The following is a 20,478-nucleotide window of genomic DNA, read 5'->3' on the forward strand; positions in this document are numbered from 1 at the left end:
AATGAAAAGCCGGCCTTCGTAGCCGGCTTTCTTTTTGCTTTCAGGCGCTCCGATCAGGCCGGCAACTCGAATACCGCAATCGACTCCACATGGGCCGTGTGCGGGAACATGTTCATCACGCCTGCCATGTGCAAGCGGTAGCCAGCCTGATTCACCAGTATGCCGGCGTCGCGCGCCAGCGTGGACGGGCTGCAGGAGACATACACGATCCGCTTGGGCAAGACTTCCGGCGCGCGCTCCTTCAAGCTGGCCAGCGCCTCGCACACCGCGGCTGCGCCGTCGCGCGGCGGATCGATCAGCATGCGGTCGAACCTGCCCAGGGCCAGCATGTCGTCCCCGGTCACTTCGAACAGGTTGCGGGTGCTGAAGCTGACCTTGTCCGCCAGGCCGTTGTGACGGGCATTGTCGAGCGCCCGGGCAGTCAGCGTGGCGCTGCCCTCGATGCCCATTACCTCCCTGGCACGGGTGGCAATCGGCAAAGTGAAATTGCCGAGACCGCAGAACAGGTCGGCCACCCGCTCATCCGGCTGTGCATCAAGCAGGGCCATCGCGCGCGCCACCAGGGTGCGGTTAACCTGGTGATTGACCTGCGTGAAGTCGGTCGGCTTGAACGGCATTTCGATGCCGAACTCGGGCAGACGGTAAAGCAGGCGGGTATCGGTCGGGTAAAACTGGTACACGCTGTCCGGACCGGCCGGCTGCAGCCACCACTGCACCTGGTGCAGGTCGGCGAATTCGCGCAGCAGGGCCTCGTCCTGCGCGGACAGCGGCGCCATGTTGCGCATCACCAGCGCCGTGACCGGACCATTGACGCCATCGCCGACCGCCAGTTCCAGTTGCGGCACCTGCTCCATGATGGACAGCGAGGCAATCAGGCGCCGCAAAGGCCCCAGCATGGCCGACACATGCGCCGGCACCACCTCGCAGGACTGCATGTCGGTGATGAAGCCGGACTTGCGCTCGTGAAAACCGACCAGTACCCCGCCCTTCTTCACCACGTTGCGCACTGAAAAACGCGCGCGGTAGCGGTAACCCCAGGTCGGTCCATGGATGGGTCGCAACATCATTTCCGCCTGCAGCCGGCCGATATGCTTCAGATTGTCCTCCAGCACCCGCTGCTTGGCCGCCACCTGGGCCGATGGCTCGATGTGCTGCATCGCGCAGCCGCCGCAGGTGCCGAAATACTGGCAGCGCGGCTTGACGCGCAGCGCGCTCTCGCGATGCACCGCCAGCATATGCGCCGCTTCCCACTTGGACTTGCGCCGGTAGGACTGGAAACTGACCAGTTCTCCGGGAAGAGCTCCCTCGACGAAGACCACCTTGCCGGGCGAGCCATCCTCATTCTTCAGATGGCCGACACCGCGGGCCTCCATGTCAAGGGATTCGATTTCTATCAGTGATTGGGACATGAGCTAGGAAAATTCAACAGGGACGCGGCGAACGGGGCGCCGGCGCGAAGGGTGAGATTATGGCTGCAATTGTTGCCGGGGCCAAGCATCGAGGAATGCCGGCCAGTGGCAGCCTTCCAGTTCTGCGAGCGAGGACCTGACCAGCGCGATTTCCGCTTCATAGGCGGCAGCGGACATCTGGCCGCGCAGGAACTGGAAGCGGCAATAGACGAGGTAGGTATTGACCACGTCGGTTTCGCAGTAATCCCGAATTTCCTGCAGCCGCCCCCGTTGGTACAGCGGCCAGACCTGCGCGCCATCCACGCCCTGCTTGCCGGGAAAGCCGCACAGCCTGGCAATGTCGTCCAGCGGCGCATAGGCGCGGCTGTTGTAGAGCGCCAGGAAATCCATCATGTCGAGATGCCTGCTGTGGTAGCGGCCCAGGTAATGGTTCCAGCGGAACTCCCTGTCCTCCTCGCCCTGATCCCAGTACCGCGGCGCCGGCACGCCAAGCGCAAGAGCGCGATAGTGCAACACCGGCAAGTCGAAGCCGCTGCCGTTCCAGGAAACGAGCTGCGGCGTGTAGCGCTGGATAACGCGGAAAAAATCCGCCACCAGGCGTGCCTCGCCATCCTCCGGGCTGCCGAGCGAGCGCACGCGAAATCCCTGATCATCCCGGAACACGCAGGAAATCGCGGCGACCCGGTGCAGATGATGCGGCAGGAAGGTCGAACCGTTCTGCGCCTGACGCGCCTCGACTGCGGCTTGGGCCACCGCGTCATCGGTCATTGCATCGGGGTGCCGGTGCAGCAGGCGCAGTCCGGTTACATCCGGGATGGTTTCGATGTCGAACACCAGCACCGGCGTCAAAACAAGGCATCCTTGCCGACACCGCGTGCGGCGAGCGCCCGCTTCAGTTTGACCAGCGCCTCCTGCTGGATCTGCCGCACCCGCTCGCGGGTCACGCCCATTTCCAGCGCCAATTCCTCCAGCGTGGCCGGATCGTCATGATCCAGGCCGAAGCGACGCATGATGACGACCCGCTGCTTCTCCGGCATGCGGCCCAGCCACTCCCGCACCAGCACCATGATTTCATGGTGCTCGGCCTGGGAGTCGGGGGCATCATCGAGATTGCCGGGCAGCATATCCATCAGGCTGGCCTGCGGATCGTTGTCCAGCGGCGCGTCCAGGGAGGTGGCATGCTCCGACAGGCTCAGGATGTCCTGCACATCCTCCACCGGTCGGTCGAGCAGATGGGCAATGTCCTCGCAGGTAGCATCCTTGCCGTCGTGGTGCTGGGCTTCGAGGTGATACTTCGCGCGCAGCACCTGGTTCAGTTCCCGCACCACGTGGACCGGCAGCCGCACGGTACGGCCCTGGTTCATGATGGCGCGCTCGATGCTCTGGCGTATCCACCAGGTGGCATAGGTCGAAAAACGGAATCCGCGCTCAGGCTCGAATTTGTCGATGGCCCGCATCAGGCCGAGGTTGCCTTCCTCGATCAGGTCGAGCAGCACCACGCCACGGTTGATGTAATGCTTGGCGATCGACACCACCAGCCGCAGGTTGTGCTCGATCATCTTCTGGCGCGCACTGAATTCGCCCGCCTTGGCAAGCGTCGCAAAATGCTGCTCCTGCTCCACCGACAGCAGGGGATGCAGGCCGATGCGGTTCAGATAATGCTGGGTGGCGTCGGTGGACAGCTCCGCCGCCAGCACCGTCCTGAGTTCATCCACCGGCGCGGCCACCTCGATGCGCAGCTCGCCCGCGCCTTGCTCCACCGCACCCTCCCCTTCGAGCACTATTTCCGGGGGAGCTTCCGGAAGATCGTCATCTTCAGGCGGATCGCGGTGGTTGGGATTCATCGCATTTATCTGGCCGGTAGAAACTTCGAGGGATCGACCGGCTTGCCCTGCTGCCGGATTTCAAAATGCAGCTTGACGCTGTCCGTGTCGGAGTTGCCCATTTCCGCAATCCGCTGTCCCTTGGTGACCGCCTGCCCTTCCTTGACCAGGATGGTCTTGTTGTGGGCATAGGCCGACAGCAGGTTGCTGCTGTGCTTGACGATGACCAGATTGCCGTAACCGCGCACGCTGCTGGCATACAGCACGGTGCCGGCGCCGGCCGCCATCACCGGCTGGCCCATCTTGCCGGCAATGTCGATGCCCTTGCGGCCGCCTTCGAAGGTGCCGACCACGCGGCCTTCGGCCGGCCAGATCCAGCCAATGCCGTCGTCCGGCGCCCGCGCGGCGTCAGAGGGCTTGTCGGCAGGTTTTTCCAGTGCCTTCTCGGCGCTGCGCGCAACTTCAGTCCGTGCCGGCGGTGCGCTGTCCGGCTTTTGCAGCTCGGCCAGGGCGCCCTCGGAATACGGCCGCTTGTCGCCGCGCGGCCAGGTCTTGTTGCCGCCGTTGGCTGCCGGCGCGGCGATCGGGTTGCCGTTCGCCGCAGGCGCCGCGGCCGGCGCACCCAGCGGACGCACTTCCACGCCCGACGAGGTGGCAATGCTGCCGGTCTGCGCCGCTCCGGGCGCGGGCGCGCCGGCGCCATCCGGCGGCGCCACCCGCAGCACCTGGTCGACCTTGATGTCGTTGGGGCTGGTCAGCCCGTTCCAGATCACGATGTCGCGGAAGCTCTGATTGAATTCCTGGGCGATGCGGTTGAGCGTGTCGCCCTTCTTGACCGTGTAATAACCCGGTCCGTTTTCCACCGGGCGCGGCTTTGCTGCCGGCGCCGACCGCGGCACGGACGCGCGCTCGACCACGGGCGCAACAGTGTGAGTCGTGCCGCATGCGGCCAGACCCGCCACCATAACGATCGTCAATGCCAAGCGTGTATTCTTCATTCTTACCATATTGAGTGTTTCATTTCGGGTATGCCGGTCAGGCTGCCGTACCAGGGCGCAGCGGCACAAAGTGACAGTCCTCCAGCGTTGCTGTCGTCCATTCTTCATTGCCCACGCGCTCGATCACTTTCAGGACCTGATGGCGCGCGCCGACAGGTGCAACCAGGCGGCCGCCGATTGTCAGCTGTTCGAGCAGGGCTTGCGGAACTTCCATGCCCGCGGCGGCCAGTATGATGCCATCGAATGGCGCCACCTGCGGGAAGCCAAGCATACCATCTCCATAATGCAAGCGGATATTGGGGATGCGCATTGGCCGCAAGTTTGCTTTCGCCAACTCGTGCAGGGCGCGTATGCGCTCGATGGAATACACCTCGGTTGCCACCCGCGACAGCACCGCCGCCTGGTAGCCGCAGCCGGTGCCGATTTCCAGCACCCGTGTCAGCGCTCCGCCGTTGCGGTTGCTGCGCATGACTTCGATCATGCGCGCCACGATGTAGGGCTGGGAAATGGTCTGGTGATGGCCTATTGGCAGCGAGGCATCGATATAGGCCTGGCTGGCAAGGCCTGGTTCAAGGAACAGGTGGCGCGGCACCACCGACATGGCGGCCAGCACTTTCTCGTCGCGCACGCCCTGGCGGGCAATCCGCGTCACCATGGCCGAACGCACTGCATCGGACACCATGGACATCGGGCGCGCCGGCTCGGCGCCGGGCGCCGCTTCCCGGGCGCTGGTCTGCGCGCGGTTGCGGGTGGCGGTTTGCGGCGTGGCCACGCCGCTGGTCTTGGCGCGCTCGCCCAGCGAAGCCAGCGACAGCGGGAAGCGTTTGCCTTGTGTCATGGAAGCGCCTGACGCAAGGCGTCGAGTTGCACGGAATGCGTCAGGTCGATGCGCAGGGGCGTTACCGAGACGCGGCCCTGCCCCGTCGCGTGGAAATCGGTGCCCTCGCCGCTGTCGAGCGCCGCGCCGGGCGGCCCGATCCAGAATATCTCGTTGCCCTGCGGGTCCGTGGTGCGGATCACCGGCTCGGATTGATGCCTTTTCCCCAGCCGGGTTGCCACCGCCGGGCCAATGTCCTCGTACGGCAGATTCGGGATGTTCACGTTCAGCAGCCAGGGCTTTTGCAACTGCTCGAAGCGGCGCAGCACGATCTCTCTGGCCACGCGGGCCGCGGCGTCCAGATGCGCCCAGCCATGCTGCACTTGTGAAAATGCGATCGCGGGAATGCCAAACAGGAATCCTTCCGTGGCAGCCGCCACCGTACCGGAGTACAGCGTATCGTCGCCCATGTTCTGGCCCTGGTTGATGCCCGACACCACCAGGTCCGGGCGCTGTGCCATGATGCCGGTCAGGGCAATGTGGACGCAGTCCGACGGCGTACCGTTGATCGAGTAAAAGCCGTTGGCGGCGCGGTAAACGCGCAGCGGGCGGTCCAGTGTCAATGAATTCGAGGAGCCGGAACGGTTGCTGTCTGGCGCCACGACCGTAATCTCGGCAATGCCGGCCAGCGCATCCGCCAGCGCGGCGATGCCAGGGGCCAGATAACCGTCGTCGTTACTCACAAGAATTTTCATAGCGCGATTCTAACCGATGCCTTCGCAGTGATTTCGCCAACCAGACTGCATTTTTACGGCATAATCCCAAAACCAAACGACCGTTCTATTTTAAGGAGACATGATGAAGGCTATCGTCTGTGAAGCATGGGGTCTGCCCGATACATTGGCAGTAAGAGAACTGCCGGACGTTGTTCCTGATGCCGGGAAGGTGGCAATCAAGGTCGAAGCCGCCGGCGTGAATTTCCCGGACGTGCTCATCATCCAGAACAAGTACCAGTTCAAGCCGGAACTGCCGTTCACGCCAGGCGGCGAACTGGCCGGCACCGTGACCGCCGTCGGCGAAGGCGTGACCCAGTACAAGCCGGGCGACCGGGTGATCGCCTTTGTCGGCCAGGGTGCATTCGCACAGCAGATCGCGGTGCCGGAAAAATCGGTCATGCCGATGCCGCCGGGCATGGACTTCGACACCGCCGCCGCCATTACCCTGACCTACGGCACGTCGCACCATGCCGTGGTGGACCGGGCGCAGCTGAAAGCCGGGGAAACCATGCTGGTGCTGGGCGCAGCCGGCGGCGTTGGCCTGGCGGCAATCGAGATCGGCAAGGCGCTGGGCGCGCGCGTGATCGCGGCCGCCTCTTCCGACGAGAAGCTGGAAATCTGCAAGCAGCACGGCGCCGATGCCACCATCAACTACAGCACGCAGGACCTGCGCGAAGCGATCAAGGCCACCACCGACGGCAAGGGCCCGGACGTGATCTACGACCCGGTCGGCGGCATCTATGCCGAGCCGGCATTCCGCTCGATCGGCTGGCGCGGACGCTACCTCGTCGTGGGCTTTGCCAACGGCGAGATTCCCAAGCTGCCGCTGAACCTGACGCTGCTGAAGGGCGCTTCGCTGGTCGGCGTGTTCTGGGGCGAATACGTGCGGCGCGAGCCCAAGGCCAACATGGCGGGCATGCGGGAACTGATGGGCTGGCTGGCCGAAGGCAAGATCCGGCCGCACATTTCCGGACGCTATGCGCTGGCCGACACGCCCAAGGCGTTGAACGACATGGCCGCCCGCAAGGTGACTGGCAAGGTCGTCATTCAGCCTCAGAAGTAAGCGCCTCGGCGCTTGGCGCAAAAAAGGCCCGCACCTGCTCCAGGTCGCGGGTCCGCTTGAATGCCGGCAGGCTTTGCCAGATGCGCCGGCCATAGGGCTTGGTGATGAGCCGGGTGTCGCAGATCATCAGCACGCCACGGTCGGTCTCGTCGCGTATCAGCCGTCCGGCGCCCTGCTTCAGGTTGATGATGGCCGACGGCAGCTGGTGGTGCACGAAGCCGTTCAGGCCCTTCTTTTCCAGCGCAGCAATGCGTGCGGCCAGCACCGGATCATCCGGCGGCGCGAACGGCAGCTTGTCGATGATCACCACGGACAAGGCCTCGCCCCGCACGTCCACCCCTTCCCAGAAACTCTGGCTGCCGATCAGCACCGCATTGCCGGCGGCCCGGAAGCGGTCCAGCAGTTCGGTGCGCCCGGACTCGCCCTGCACCATCAGCGGAAACGGCAGCCCACGCTGCTCGAACTCCTCGCGCAGCCGCTCGGCGGCGCGGTTGACTGCCCGTATCGTGGTGCACAGCAGGAAGGCGCGGCCGCCGGCGGCTTCGATCACCGGCAAGGCCGCATCGATCACCGCATCAGTGTAGTTCGGCGCATTTGCCTGCGGCATGTCGTTGGGCACGTACAGCAGGCCCTGGTTGCCATAGTCGAACGGGCTGGGCCAAGTGCGGGCCGACTCGTTCATCATGCCCATCTGGGCGGTGTAATGATTGAAGTCGTTCTTCACGGCCAGCGTGGCGGAAGCAAAGATCCAGCTGCGCGGCGGACCTTCGCGCTGCTTGCTGAAGATGGGCGCGATCGACAGCGGCGTCTGGTGCAGCTGCAGCGAGGAGGCATAGGCTTCCACCCACAGCACCTTGTCGGGGTCGGACGCGGCCTGCTCGCCGCCGGCGGTCCAGGCGCCCAGGCGGGCGGCCAGTTCCACCGCGCGCACCCGGCACTGCTCCAGCGTTTCGGCGCGCTGCGCCTGGTCTTCCAGCACCTCGATCATCGCCGCCAGTTCATCCTGCACCGCTTCCAGCGCCGGGAAGAACGGGCTGGACGGCGCGATCTGGTGAGCGGCCAGCTTGACCGAGTCCTGCGGAAAGGTCAGGCGCAGATCGCGGGCCGCACGTTCGACGGCGCCCGACAGCTGGCTCCAGTCGGCGCCGTCGCGGGCATGGGACAGGCCCTCGGCCAGTACGTCGCGGCACAGTTCGATGATCTGCGAGGTCGATACCGTCTCGCCGAAGAACAGGGTCGCCGTCTCCGGCAGCTGGTGGGCTTCGTCGAAGATGATGGTGTTAGCCGAAGGCAACAGTTCCGCCACGCCGGTGTCCTTCAGCGCGACATCGGCGAAAAACAGATGGTGATTGACCACCACCACGTCCGCCTGCTGCGCTTCCTTGCGCGCCTTCATCACGAAGCAGTCGTTGTAATACTGGCATTCGCTTCCCATGCAGGTGTCGCGCGTGGACGTCACCAGGTTCCACACCGAGGCATTCTCCGGCACCTTGGACAGTTCGGCCTTGTCGCCGGTGGAAGTGGTCTTGATGAAGCGCGAGATCTCCCGCAGGAAGCCGACATCCTCGCGCGAGGTCAGGCGGCCGTTCTGCAGCGTGCGCTCCAGGTGGAAATGACACAGGTAATTGGCACGCCCCTTGAGCAGGGCGACCGACACCGGCGCGTTCAGGGCCTTGCGCACTGTGGGAATATCGCGCAGGTAAAGCTGGTCCTGCAGATTCTTCGTCCCGGTGGAAATGACCGTCTTGCCGCCCCAGAGCAGGGCCGGAACGAGGTAGGCAAAGGTCTTGCCTGTGCCGGTGCCGGCTTCCGCTATCAGGGTTTTCTGGCCGGCAATCGCATCGGCAATCGCCTTGGCCATTTCCGTCTGGGGAAGGCGTGGCCGGAAACCACGCACGGCATCCACCAACGGACCTGTCGGGCCAAAGAGCTGCTCGACCTCGGCGTCGCGCTCGCCGGTGATATCTGCGCTGGAATGTTCTGCTGTCAAGTTCGATGCTGTATTGGATGCACGCGCTGCGTGCCGGTGGGCCGGACCATGATGGCCGGAAAAGAGCCGCTATTTTATCAGGAGCCGGCCCCGGCCCGCTCAGGCCGGGATGTCGGGAATCAGCTGCATCTTGAGGAGGGTGATGTGATCCTTCAACTGCAGGCGCCGCTTCTTCAGGCGCCGGAGTTGCAATTCTTCATGCTGGCCATTGGCGCTGAGCATGTCGATGACAGAGTCGAGATCGCGATGTTCCACTTCCAGTTCGATGATGCGTTTTTTTATGTCTTCAGCAAGCTTATTCATGGAAAAGTTTCCGTGCTTTCATCGCAATTCTTTCCTACAGGACATTTTGCGTGGGATAATTTGGCGAATTTCTCGACAGGCGGCAAGTTTAATCCAAGCGGAACACATGGGCCAGTACAAGATAGAGGCAGCAACCGGTCAGCACATCGGCGACCGCGACGAGCAGCAGGACCGGGTGGCGCTGTTTGCCGCGCCCCGCGCGCCGGGCTACATGATGGCGGTGCTGGCCGACGGCCGCGGCGCCGGTTCGGGCGGCGCGATGGCGGCGGAACAGGTAATTCGCACCGCGCGCCAGGTGTTCGAGCAGTTTTCGCCGCTGACCGATCAGGTCGATGAGATGCTGTCCTCCATCGCGCTGGAAGCGCACACCATGATCAACCTGGCGCGGATCACTTCCGGCGAACGGCCGCTGAGCACCCTGGTTGCGCTGGTGCTGACGCCGGAAGGCTCGGCGCACTGGGCGCATGTCGGGAATTCACGGCTGTACCGCTTCAGCGGCCCCAATCCGGCGTTTCGCACCGTCGATCATTCCTACCGCGAAAAGCTGATCGCCGAAGGCAAGCTCAGGCCGGACGATCCCGGCGGCGCCAAGCTGGCGCGGCTGCTGGTCAATACGCTGGGTGGCGGGAACGAGCACATGAGCATCACCAGCGGCCGCCATGACGGCCTGCAGGCAGGCGACAGCTTTCTGCTTTGCTCCGATGGGCTGTCGAACTACTTCGCGGATGCCGAACTGGGCGCGGCCCTGGCCGCACGCTCGCCGCGGGAAGCGTCGGAAATGATGATCGCCAAGGCACGCGATCGCAGCGCCGGCAAGCGCGCCGATAACTGCACGCTGGCGCTGGTCAGGCTGGTCACGCCGCCGCCGGAGAAGAAGACCTATCAGGCACAGGGAATACGGCGCGCGGTTTGAGCCGCGCAGCCAGCCAGTATCACGGCGCCTTGGCCGCGCCCTGCTTTTCCTTGTCCTGCTTTTCCTTGTCCTGCTGCGCCCGCTTGGCTTTCTTCTCTTCCACCTTGCGTTGGCGCTCCAGCGCCTCTTCCTGCTTGCGCTGGTAGGCGGCGATATTGCGTTCCCGTTCCGCCGCCTTGGCTTCTCCCTCGGCGCGCGCCTTTTCCATGCGCGCCTCATGCTCGGCGATGCGGTCCCGGCCATCCGTACGGGGCGCGTCGGACTCGGAACGCGGCGTGGCCGGCTTTCTTCCTTTCGGCGGATTTTCCGGCGCCGCCTGGCGCGCCGCGACGTCCGCGGCCTTTCTGGCGGATTTCTCCGTATTGATCCGCTCCCGCTCGGCCCGTTCGGGCGCCTCGCGCGCCTCGCGCGCGCGCTGCTCTTCCAGCACGCGATCGCGTTTTTCGACGACATCGCGGCGCTTGAAGGCATTGGCCTCGACCTCGATCGGCTTGAGCCGCTCCAGGTCTGCCCGGCGCCGCTCCTTGACCTTGCTGACGCAAGGCGAGGAAAAGAACTTGCTGTAGCAGGCATATTCGGCATCGCGGGCATGCGCCTCGACTTCCTCGCGTTCCCGCCGGACGTCCGCCAGCGCCGCATCGGCCGACTCGACCGAGTCGATCGACCCCTTTGGATAGCGTGCGACGACCTCATCCGTGTCGCTGGCCGCGGCATGCAGCGCAGCGAGGCCCAGCACCATGGTCAGCGCCAGCCGGCGCACGGCAATCAATCGCATCATCGGGACAGGGACTCCATCACGTTGCGCCGCTCGGACTGCATGTACTCGCGCGACTGCATCTCGACAATGCGCGACACCGTGCGGTGAAATTCATTGGACAGCACGCCTTCGGTATAGAGTTCCTCGGCCGGCACTTCGGCCGACATCAGCAGCTTGACCTTATGGTCGTACAGCACGTCGATCAGCCAGGTGAAGCGGCGCGCCTCGGACGACATCGCGGCCGACATCTTGGGCACCGACGACAGGATCACGGTGTGGAACTGGCTGGCGATTTCCAGGTAGTCGTTCTGCGAGCGCGGGCCGCCGCACAGCGTGGCAAAGTCGAACCAGATCACGCCGCCGGCGCGCCGCAGCGCCCGGATTTCGCGGGATTCGATGCGGATCAGCGGATCCTGGTCCTCGCTTTCGGCGATCTTGCTGTAGGCATGGCGCAGCTGGCGATCGGCGTCCTGCCCCAGCGGCGTGTGATAGGCCTCGACCTGCTCCAGCGCCCGCTTGCGGTAGTCGATGCCGGCGTCGACGCACATCACGTCCAGCCGGTCCTTCAGCAGCTCGATGGTGGGCAGCATGCGGTCGCGATGCAGGCCGTTCGGATAGAGGGTATCGGGCTCGTAGTTGGAGGTCATCATGAACGACACGCCATTGTCGAACAGGGCCTTGAGCAGGTTGTAGAGGATCATCGCGTCGGCAATGTCCGACACATGAAACTCGTCGAAGCAGATCAGCCGGTACTTCTTGGCGATGCGCTGTGCCACCGTATCGAGCGGATTGGCCACGCCCTTCAGGTCGTCGAGCTCGCGGTGCACGCCGCGCATGAATTCGTGGAAGTGCAGCCGGGTCTTGCGCACGACCGGCACCACCAGGTAGAAGCTGTCCATCAGGAAGGACTTGCCGCGCCCGACACCGCCCCACATGTAGACGCCGCGCGGCACCGCCGGGCGACTGATCAGGCGCTTGAACACGCTGGCGCGCTGCGCCTTGTAATGCACCCATTCCTCATAGCAGCGCTGCAGCCGCTCCACGGCCGCATGCTGGGCCTGGTCCGCCGAAAAGCCACGCTCGGCCAGCGCATGCTGGTAATACTCGCGCACATCCATCAAATTCCGCCTCCCGTGCCGCGTCTTGCGCGCGGCCATGAACAAAGTCTTTCACGGATGAGCGTGGCCTCGTAATTGCCTCGCAGGGTGCAATACCCGAAGGGCATTGAACCATCGTCGCCAAACGGCGATTGGCCTTATGGACCGTTTGCCGTGTCAACCATCGGTGCAATGCCCCTCTTGGTGTATTGCACCTTGCGGGATCACGGGCATCCGTGAAGAACCTGAAAAAAATTGGGGCGAGAACATGCCTCGCCCTTCTGCTACTACTGTTGTCCGGCTGTCATCCAGCGGCAAAGCCCTTTTCAAGCCGTCGCACCCTCACAGCGGGTTCATTTCAACCAGGACGGTGGCCGGCACCGGCGACGGGCTGGCGCCCCCGCCTATGGGCACGCCAAGCCCGATGCCGTATCCGATACTGCCGCTCCCGCCGCCGAGGCCAAAGCCCAGGCTGGTGCGGCTGCCATAACCGTCGTAACCGGCATAGCCGCCACGGTAGAGCACCTCGGACGTCCGATAGCCCTGCTTGTTGCATATCACCCGCAGGTCGCCTCGGGTGTTGCGCGCCGGTACGACCGCAGGCGTGACGATGTTGAAGCTGCCTTCGACCAGTTGCACCGTGCAACTGGCGCCAGCCACGGGCTGGCCGCGGCTGACGGTTTCGATGCCGAGGTCATTGCTGACCGGCGCCGTGGCACAGGCCGCCAGGACCAGCGCCGACAGGATTGCAAGCAGTGCGCGCCTTCGCATCATCGCCTCCGTCAAAGAACGTTCGACCTAGAAATTGAGCGAACGTTTCTCCACTGCCAGCGCAGCTTCCTTGGTCGCTTCCGACAGCGACGGATGGGCGTGGCAAATGCGGGCGATGTCTTCCGACGATGCCTTGAACTCCATCGCCACCACGGCTTCGGAGATCAGTTCCGACACGACCGGTCCGACCATGTGCACGCCCAGGATTTCATCGGTCTTGGCATCGGCCAGGAATTTCACCATGCCCGAGGTATCGCCCAGCGCGCGTGCGCGGCCGTTGGCCAGGAAGGGGAAGGTGCCGGCCTTGTAGGACACGCCTTCTTCCTTCAGCTGCTGCTCGGTCTTGCCGACCCACGCGATTTCCGGCGAGGTGTAGATCACCCACGGAATGGTGTTGAAGTTCACATGGCCATGCTGGCCGGCGATGCGCTCGGCAACCGCCACGCCCTCTTCCTCGGCCTTGTGCGCCAGCATCGGGCCGCGCACCACGTCGCCTACTGCCCAGACATTGGGCAGATTGGTGCGGCACTCGTCGTCGACCTTGATGAAGCCGCGCTCGTCGAGCTGCAGGCCAACACCATCGGCCTGCAGGCCGATGGTGTTGGGCACGCGGCCGATGGAGACGATCAGGCGGTCGAACTCGCCCTTCTGCGCGGTGCCCTTGTCGTCGACGTACTCGACCGTCACGCCGCTGTCGTTAGCGGTGATGGCGCCGATCTTCACGCCCAGGCTGATGGCCAGGCCCTGCTTGGTAAACAGCTTGTGGGCTTCCTTGGCGATCTGCTGGTCGACAGCGCCGAGGAAGGTCGGCAGCGCTTCCAGCACGGTCACTTCCGCGCCCAGGCGACGCCAGACGCTGCCCATTTCCAGGCCGATCACGCCGGCGCCGATCACGCCCAGCTTCTTCGGGACTTCCTGGATCGCCAGTGCGCCGACGTTGGACAGGATGCGCTGCTCGTCGAACGGCGCGCCCGGCAGTTCGCGGGCATTCGAGCCGGTGGCGACGATCACGTGCTTGGTCACCAGCGTTTCGGCGGCGGCGCCGGCCACGGCGATTTCATAGGCGCCATCGGCGGCCTTGACGAAGGAAGCGCGGCCATGGAAGAAGGCGACCTTGTTCTTCTTGAACAGGAACAGGATGCCGTCGTTGTTCTGCTTGACCACGGTGTTCTTGCGGCCCAGCATCTTCTGCACGTCCATAGCCAGGCCCTGCACCGTGATGCCATGGTCGGCGAACGAGTGCGCGGCATGCTCGAAGTTTTCCGACGACTGCAGCAGCGCCTTGGACGGAATGCAGCCGACGTTGGTGCAGGTGCCGCCGGGCGCGGGTCCGCCCTTCTCATTCTTCCACTCGTCGACACAGGCAACGTTGAAGCCGAGCTGGGCGGCGCGGATTGCCGCGATATAGCCGCCGGGGCCGCCGCCGATCACTACCACATCAAAATTCTTGGACATTGTTTTCCTTCCATTTCTTGTACATCAGTCGGCAAAACAATGGCGGCTCGTGGCCGCCATTGTTCGCCGCGGGGTGATTACAGATCGAGCAGCAGGCGTGCCGGATCTTCCAGCGCTTCCTTCATCGCCACCAGGCCGAGAACCGCTTCGCGGCCGTCGATGATGCGGTGGTCGTAGGACATGGCCAGGTAGTTCATCGGACGGATCACGATCTCGCCGTTCTCGACCACGGCACGGTCCTTGGTCGCGTGCACGCCCAGGATCGCCGACTGCGGCGGGTTGATAATCGGGGTCGACAGCATCGAGCCGAAGGTGCCGCCGTTGGAGATCGAGAAAGTGCCGCCGGACAGGTCGTCCAGGGTCAGCTTGCCGTCCTTGGCCTTGGCGCCGAATTCGCCGATCTTCTTCTCGATCTCGGCGATCGACATCTGGTCGGCATTGCGCAGGATAGGCACCACCAGGCCGCGCGGCGAACCGACCGCGATGCCGATGTCGAAGTAGCCGTGGTAGACGATGTCGTTGCCGTCAACGGAGGCGTTGATGATCGGGTACTTCTTCAGTGCTGCAACCGCTGCCTTGACGAAGAAGGACATGAAGCCCAGCTTGACGCCGTGTTCTTTTTCGAACTTGTCCTTGTACTTGTTGCGCAGGTCCATCACCGGCTTCATGTTGACTTCGTTGAACGTCGTCAGGATGGCGTTGGTGGACTGCGACTGCACCAGGCGCTCGGCGATACGGGCGCGCAGGCGGCTCATCGGCACGCGCTCTTCCGGGCGGTCGCCCAGGTTGCCGGCGACCGGCGCGGCTACCTGCGGCAGCGCAGGCTTGGCGGCTGGGGCCGGAGCGGCGGCAGGCGCTGCGGTCGGCTTGGCTTCCAGCTTGTTCAACACATCGCCCTTGGTCACGCGGCCATCGCGGCCGGTGCCGGCGACGTCGCCTGCGGACAGGTTGTTTTCCGACAGCAGCTTGGCAGCGGCCGGCATGGCCACGCCGGACGATGCCTTGGCGGCCAGGTTGGCGATCGCAGCCTGTACCGGGTCGGCGGCAGGTGCGGCGGCAGCGGGCGCAGGCGCAGCTGCGGCGGGCGCGGCGGCGCCGGCCTTCGCTTCGGTGTCGATCCTCGCGATGATTTCACCGGCGACGACCATGCTGCCGTCGGTCTTGATGATTTCGGTGATCACGCCGGCGTCCGGCGCGGGAAGCTCGAGCACCACCTTGTCGGTCTCGATATCGATCAGGTTTTCATCGCGGCTGACTGCTTCGCCGACTTTCTTGTGCCATTGCAGCAGGGTCGCCTCGGCGACGGATTCCGACAGTTGCGGGACTTTGACTTCAAGAATTGCCATGTATTACTCCGTTTCGGTATATGCGCAACGCGCCGCCCGCTTCGGGCGGGCGCGTCGAAAGTTTTTCTTATTTGGTCAGGACGAAGCCCTTGAGCTTGGAAAAGGCGGTGTCGATCAATGCCTTCTGCTGCGCATAGTGCTTGTCGTAGTAACCGACAGCGGGCGATGCGCTGGCCGGACGGCCCGCATAGGCCAGCTTGCGACCTTCCTCGATGTTCTCGAAGATGTTGTGCTGGATCTGGAACCATGCGCCCTGGTTCTGCGGCTCATCCTGCGCCCATACCAGTTCGGTGTAGTTGGGGAATTTCTTCAGCTCGGCCGCGAATGCCTTGTGCGGGAACGGATACAGCTGTTCCATGCGGATGATAGCGGTGTCGGACTGGCCGCGTTCCTTGCGGGCATTGACCAGGTCGAAATACACCTTGCCGGAGCAGGCGACCACGCGCTTGACCTTGCGCGGATCGATCGCTTCGTCGACTTCGCCGATCACGGTCTGGAAGGTGCCCTTGGCCAGCTCGGACAGGGGCGATCCGGCATCCTTGTTACGCAGCAGCGACTTCGGCGTCATGATGACCAGCGGCTTCCTGAACAGGCGGATCATCTGGCGACGCAGCAGGTGGAAGATCTGCGCTGCCGTGGTCGGCTGCACCACTTGCATGTTGTTGTCCGCGCACAGCTGCAGGTAACGCTCCAGGCGTGCCGACGAGTGCTCCGGACCCTGGCCTTCATAGCCGTGCGGCAGCATCATCACCAGGCCGGAAGCACGGCCCCACTTCACTTCGCCGGAGCTGATGAACTGGTCGATCACGACCTGCGCGCCGTTGGCGAAGTCGCCGAACTGGGCTTCCCAGATGGTCAGGGTGTTGGGTTCGGCGGTCGAGTAGCCGTATTCGAAACCGAGCACGGCTTCTTCGGACAGCACCGAGTCGATCACGTTGAACGGCGCCTGCTGTTCCGACACGTTCTGCAGCGGAATGTAGGAGCCGGCGTCCCAGCGCTCGCGGTTCTGGTCGTGCAGCACCGCATGGCGATGCACGAAGGTGCCACGGCCGGCGTCCTGGCCGGTCAGGCGCACTGCATAGCCGGACGACACCAGCGATGCATAGGCCAGGTGCTCACCCATGCCCCAGTCGAGGTTGATGTCGCCGCGGCCCATGGCGGCGCGGTCTGCCAGCACCTTTTCCACCAGCGAGTGCGGCTTGAAGTTTTCCGGCACCGTGGTGATGCGGGAAGCCAGGCGCTTCAACTCGGCCAGCGGCACGGCGGTGTCGGCGGCGTCGGTCCACTTGCGGTTCAGGAACGGCATCCAGTCGACCGCGTACTTGCTCTTGAAGTTCGAGATCACCGGGTCGACGGTGTGGCGGCCGGCATCCATCGCGTCGCGATAGGCCTTGACCATTTCGTCGCCGGCCGTGGCCGGGATGGTGTTCTGGGTGGCCAGCTTGTCGGCATACAGCTTGCGGGTGCCGGGATGCTTGGCGATCTTCTTGTACATCAGCGGCTGCGTCAGCGCCGGGGTGTCCTGCTCGTTGTGGCCCAGCTTGCGGAAGCAGATGATGTCGACCACGATGTCCTTCTTGAACTGGACACGGTAGTCCAGCGCGATCTGGGTGGCGAACACGACGGCTTCCGGATCGTCCGCATTCACATGCAGCACCGGCGCCTCGATCATCTTGACCACGTCCGAGCAGTACAGCGTGGAACGCGAGTCGCGCGGATCGGAGGTGGTGAAGCCGATCTGGTTGTTGATCACGATATGCACCGTGCCGCCCGTGCCGTAGCCGCGGGTCTGCGCCAGGTTCAGGGTTTCCATCACGACGCCCTGGCCGGCGAATGCGGCGTCGCCGTGCACCAGCACCGGCAGCACCTGCGAGCCATCCTTGTCGCCGCGGCGCTCCATGCGCGCCTTGACCGAGCCCTCAACCACCGGGTTGACGATTTCCAGGTGCGACGGGTTGAAGGCCAGCGACAGGTGGACCGGGCCGCCTGGCGTGGTGACGTCGGACGAGAAGCCCTGGTGGTATTTCACGTCGCCGGCCGGCAGGTCGTCCGCATGCTTGCCTTCGAATTCGGCGAACAGTTCCTGCGGCATCTTGCCCAGGATGTTGACCAGCACGTTCAGGCGGCCGCGGTGGGCCATGCCGATCACGATTTCCTGCACGCCCTTTTCGCCGGCGCGCTGGATGGTTTCGTCAAGCGAGGCGATGAAGCTCTCGCCGCCTTCCAGCGAGAAGCGCTTCTGGCCGACATACTTGGTGTGCAGGTAGCGTTCCAGGCCTTCGGCCGCGGTCAGGCGCTCGAGGATGTGCTGCTTCTTTTCAGCGGTGAAGTTCGGCGTTGCGCGCACGGATTCCAGGCGCTCCTGCAGCCAGCGCTTCTCGCCCGGATCGGTGATGTACATGAATTCCGAACCGATGGAGCGGCAGTAGGTGTCGCGCAGCGCGTTGAGCAGGTCGCGCAGCGATGCGGTCTCGGAACCGAAGTAGGTATTGCTGATATTGAACACGATGTCCATGTCGGCATCGGTGAAGCCATAGAAGCTCGGCTCCAGTTCAGGGATGCTGGGGCGCTCCTGGCGCTGCAGCGGATCGAGATTGGCCCAACGGGAGCCAAGGAAACGGTAAGCGGCGATGAGCTGGGTGGCGGCGACGCGCTTGCGGCCCATTTCGGCATCGGTGGACGCTGTGACGGTGCGGATCGGGCCTTGCTTGGCGCGTTCTGCAAAGGAAGCGACGACGGGTGCGTGGGGAACGTCAGGGCGGGTCGATCCATCCACTGCCGGCACGTGCTGCATGGCGTCGAAGTAAGCGCGCCAGTTGTCAGGCACCGAGCCGGGATTGTTCAGATACGCTTCGTACAGTTCTTCGACGTACGGTGCGTTTCCTCCGAACAGATAGGAATTGGAGAGGTACTGCTGCATCATCTTGCTCACCTTTCTTCGCGTTTCGCGAGATTAGCGGGTTGTTTAACCTTCCGCGACACGGCCTGACCGGTTAGCGGATTGCACATCAAGTTGTGGGGGAAGGACCTGTTTGACCTGGACCACGGAGTGGATTGAAATCAAGTGCGAAAGAATAGCATAGAAAGCCGAATGCCAAGAAGGCGGCGGGAACGGGCGGCAGGTTTATTTGAGCGCGTCGCGAAAGCGTGGCCGGGCGGCCTCAATCCCGCATCCGAATGCGGCGGCTGCGCATCGGTGAAGGTGCGCGGTGCGGGAATAAAAAAACCCCGGCCTGCAAGGAGGCCGGGGTTTTCAGGTGACAGCCCTGTCCGGGGCTAGTGGGCAAAGCGGCGATTAGCCACGTTTGTCCATGGTCGGCACGTCGCGGCGGGTGGCGCCGACATACAGCTGACGCGGACGGCCGATCTTCTGCTCCGGATCGGAAATCATCTCGTTCCACTGGGCGATCCAGCCAACGGTACGGGCCATTGCGAAGATGCCAGTGAACAGCGAGACCGGGATGCCCAGCGCCGACTGCACGATGCCGGAGTAGAAGTCGACGTTCGGGTACAGCTTGCGCGAGACGAAGTATTCGTCTTCCAGGGCGACCTTTTCCAGCGCCATGGCCAGCTTGAACAGCGGGTCGTTTTCCAGACCCAGTTCGGCCAGCACTTCGTGGCAGGTTTCGCGCATCAGCTTGGCGCGCGGATCGTAGTTTTTGTAGACGCGGTGACCGAAGCCCATCAGCTTCACGCCCGAGTTCTTGTCCTTTACCTGCTTGACGAATTCGCCGATCTTGTCGACCGAGCCGATTTCCTTGAGCATGTTCAGGGCTGCCTCGTTGGCGCCGCCGTGCGCCGGGCCCCACAGGCAGGCGATGCCGGCTGCGATACAGGCGAACGGGTTGGCGCCCGACGAACCGGACAGGCGCACGGTGGAGGTCGATGCGTTCTGCTCATGGTCCGCATGCAGGATCAGGATGCGGTCGAGCGCGCGCACCAGCACGTCGTTGACCTTGTACTCCTCGCAAGGCGTGGAGAACATCATGTGCATGAAGTTGGCGCTGTAGGACAGGTCGTTGCGCGGGTATACGAAAGGCTGCCCGACCGAGTACTTGTAGGCCATTGCAACCAGCGTCGGCATCTTGGCGATCAGGCGGATGGCCGACACTTCGCGGTGATGCGGGTCGTTGATGTCCAGCGAGTCATGGTAGAAGGACGCCAGCGCGCCGACGGTACCGACCAGCACCGACATCGGATGCGCGTCGCGACGGAAGCCGCGGAAGAAGAATTGCATCTGCTCGTGCACCATGGTGTGCTTGGTCACGGTGTCGACGAAGGTCTTCTTCTGCTTTGCATTTGGCAGTTCGCCGTTCAGCAGCAGGTAGCAGGACTCCAGGAAGTCGCAGTTCACGGCCAGCTGTTCGATCGGGTAGCCGCGGTACAGCAGCTCGCCCTTGTCGCCATCGATATAGGTGATCGACGAGTTGCAGGAAGCAGTCGACATGAAGCCCGGATCGTAGGTAAAGCTGCCGGTGGAGCCATAGAGCTTGCGGATGTCGATGACGTCCGGGCCGATGGTGCCCTTGTAGATCGGGAATTCCAGCGAGGGTGACCCGTCGGAGAAAGACAGGGTGGCTTTGTTGTCAGATTGGGTCATGGCTCTTCCTTCTGTTGAGCGGTTTATCGATGGGGAATGATGCTAGTACAAAACCCCGCAAAGCCGATGAATCAGAATCAAGCCTTGCGCAGACGTGCCAGCAGCGCGTGCACGTGCGGAAGGTCGATTTCGCCGCTGGGCTCCTTGCGGGCCAGCAGCAGATCCATCAGGTCGTTGTCGGTCAGATCCATCAGGCGGGTGTAGGCGTCGACTTCCTCGTCGGTCATCGATTCCTCGTTGGCGTCCAGAAAACGCGTCAGCAGGATGTCATTTTCCAGCAGTCCGCGACGGCTGCGCCAGCGCAGTCGTGCTCTGTTGGCGGGATCGCTTTGATGGTTGGCAGACATGGGATTCTTCATT

The 20,478-nt window shown here is 63.7% G+C and carries 18 protein-coding genes; 2 read left to right on the top strand and 16 right to left on the bottom strand.

The window, feature by feature from the left end; genetic code table 11:
- Positions 1-53: 53 nt before the first annotated feature.
- The 6 genes from rlmD to surE are packed head-to-tail and all read right to left on the bottom strand — an operon-like array spanning position 54 to position 5,802.
- Positions 54-1,409: a 23S rRNA (uracil(1939)-C(5))-methyltransferase RlmD gene (gene rlmD, locus ABC383_RS06970; RefSeq protein ID WP_413012631.1), complete on the bottom strand. Its 1,356-nt coding sequence runs from the start codon at positions 1,407-1,409 to the stop codon at positions 54-56.
- Positions 1,410-1,466: 57 nt separating this feature from the next.
- Positions 1,467-2,258, bottom strand: coding sequence for a 3'-5' exonuclease (locus ABC383_RS06975; RefSeq protein WP_413012632.1), 792 nt, complete (start codon positions 2,256-2,258; stop codon positions 1,467-1,469).
- Complete coding sequence (gene rpoS, locus ABC383_RS06980) at positions 2,255-3,253, bottom strand: RNA polymerase sigma factor RpoS (protein ID WP_413012633.1); 999 nt, start codon at positions 3,251-3,253, stop codon at positions 2,255-2,257. The genes ABC383_RS06975 and rpoS overlap by 4 nt, the downstream gene beginning before the upstream one ends.
- Positions 3,254-3,258: 5 nt before the next feature.
- Positions 3,259-4,230: a peptidoglycan DD-metalloendopeptidase family protein gene (locus tag ABC383_RS06985; protein WP_413012634.1), complete on the bottom strand. Its 972-nt coding sequence runs from the start codon at positions 4,228-4,230 to the stop codon at positions 3,259-3,261.
- Positions 4,231-4,267: 37 nt separating this feature from the next.
- Positions 4,268-5,068, bottom strand: a complete 801-nt coding sequence (locus ABC383_RS06990; protein WP_413012635.1) for a protein-L-isoaspartate(D-aspartate) O-methyltransferase — start codon at positions 5,066-5,068, stop codon at positions 4,268-4,270.
- The gene (gene surE, locus ABC383_RS06995; RefSeq protein ID WP_413012636.1) at positions 5,065-5,802 is read right to left on the bottom strand and encodes a 5'/3'-nucleotidase SurE; all 738 of its coding nucleotides are present in this window, start codon (positions 5,800-5,802) and stop codon (positions 5,065-5,067) included. Before surE ends, ABC383_RS06990 begins: the two co-directional genes overlap by 4 nt.
- Positions 5,803-5,905: 103 nt before the next feature.
- Between surE and ABC383_RS07000 the strand changes: the two genes are divergently transcribed.
- Entirely contained in the window at positions 5,906-6,886 is a 981-nt protein-coding gene (locus ABC383_RS07000; protein WP_413016260.1) for an NADPH:quinone oxidoreductase family protein, read from the top strand.
- Here ABC383_RS07000 and yoaA read toward each other — a convergent pair.
- A complete protein-coding gene (gene yoaA, locus ABC383_RS07005; RefSeq protein WP_413012637.1) occupies positions 6,867-8,876 on the bottom strand; it encodes a DNA repair helicase YoaA in 2,010 nt (669 codons plus the stop codon). The two genes, ABC383_RS07000 and yoaA, sit on opposite strands and share 20 nt — an antisense overlap.
- 99 nt (positions 8,877-8,975) lie before the next feature.
- Complete coding sequence (locus ABC383_RS07010) at positions 8,976-9,179, bottom strand: YdcH family protein (RefSeq protein ID WP_413012638.1); 204 nt, start codon at positions 9,177-9,179, stop codon at positions 8,976-8,978.
- Between the two features lie 106 nt (positions 9,180-9,285).
- Between ABC383_RS07010 and ABC383_RS07015 the strand changes: the two genes are divergently transcribed.
- Positions 9,286-10,092, top strand: coding sequence for a PP2C family protein-serine/threonine phosphatase (locus ABC383_RS07015; protein ID WP_413012639.1), 807 nt, complete (start codon positions 9,286-9,288; stop codon positions 10,090-10,092).
- Between the two features lie 19 nt (positions 10,093-10,111).
- Here ABC383_RS07015 and ABC383_RS07020 read toward each other — a convergent pair whose 3' ends face one another.
- From ABC383_RS07020 to ABC383_RS07055, 8 genes are all read right to left on the bottom strand, one after another.
- Positions 10,112-10,870 carry a hypothetical protein gene (locus ABC383_RS07020; RefSeq protein WP_413012640.1) on the bottom strand — a complete coding sequence of 253 codons (759 nt, stop codon included), beginning with the start codon at positions 10,868-10,870 and terminating at the stop codon, positions 10,112-10,114.
- The gene (gene zapE / locus ABC383_RS07025; protein ID WP_413012641.1) at positions 10,867-11,967 is read right to left on the bottom strand and encodes a cell division protein ZapE; all 1,101 of its coding nucleotides are present in this window, start codon (positions 11,965-11,967) and stop codon (positions 10,867-10,869) included. The genes ABC383_RS07020 and zapE overlap by 4 nt, the downstream gene beginning before the upstream one ends.
- A gap of 321 nt (positions 11,968-12,288) precedes the next feature.
- Positions 12,289-12,717, bottom strand: a complete 429-nt coding sequence (locus ABC383_RS07030) for a hypothetical protein (protein WP_413012642.1) — start codon at positions 12,715-12,717, stop codon at positions 12,289-12,291.
- A gap of 27 nt (positions 12,718-12,744) precedes the next feature.
- Complete coding sequence (gene lpdA / locus ABC383_RS07035) at positions 12,745-14,172, bottom strand: dihydrolipoyl dehydrogenase (RefSeq protein WP_413012643.1); 1,428 nt, start codon at positions 14,170-14,172, stop codon at positions 12,745-12,747.
- 77 nt (positions 14,173-14,249) lie between these two features.
- A complete protein-coding gene (odhB, locus tag ABC383_RS07040; RefSeq protein ID WP_413012644.1) occupies positions 14,250-15,518 on the bottom strand; it encodes a 2-oxoglutarate dehydrogenase complex dihydrolipoyllysine-residue succinyltransferase in 1,269 nt (422 codons plus the stop codon).
- A gap of 67 nt (positions 15,519-15,585) precedes the next feature.
- Entirely contained in the window at positions 15,586-18,441 is a 2,856-nt protein-coding gene (locus tag ABC383_RS07045; protein ID WP_413012646.1) for a 2-oxoglutarate dehydrogenase E1 component, read from the bottom strand.
- Positions 18,442-18,813: 372 nt separating this feature from the next.
- Positions 18,814-20,118 carry a citrate synthase gene (gene gltA / locus ABC383_RS07050; protein ID WP_413012648.1) on the bottom strand — a complete coding sequence of 435 codons (1,305 nt, stop codon included), beginning with the start codon at positions 20,116-20,118 and terminating at the stop codon, positions 18,814-18,816.
- Between the two features lie 77 nt (positions 20,119-20,195).
- The gene (locus ABC383_RS07055; protein ID WP_194714847.1) at positions 20,196-20,465 is read right to left on the bottom strand and encodes an FAD assembly factor SdhE; all 270 of its coding nucleotides are present in this window, start codon (positions 20,463-20,465) and stop codon (positions 20,196-20,198) included.
- Positions 20,466-20,478: the final 13 nt, after the last annotated feature.

It is taken from the genome of Noviherbaspirillum phoenicis, from assembly GCF_047237965.1.
Taxonomy (GTDB): domain Bacteria; phylum Pseudomonadota; class Gammaproteobacteria; order Burkholderiales; family Burkholderiaceae_D; genus Noviherbaspirillum_A.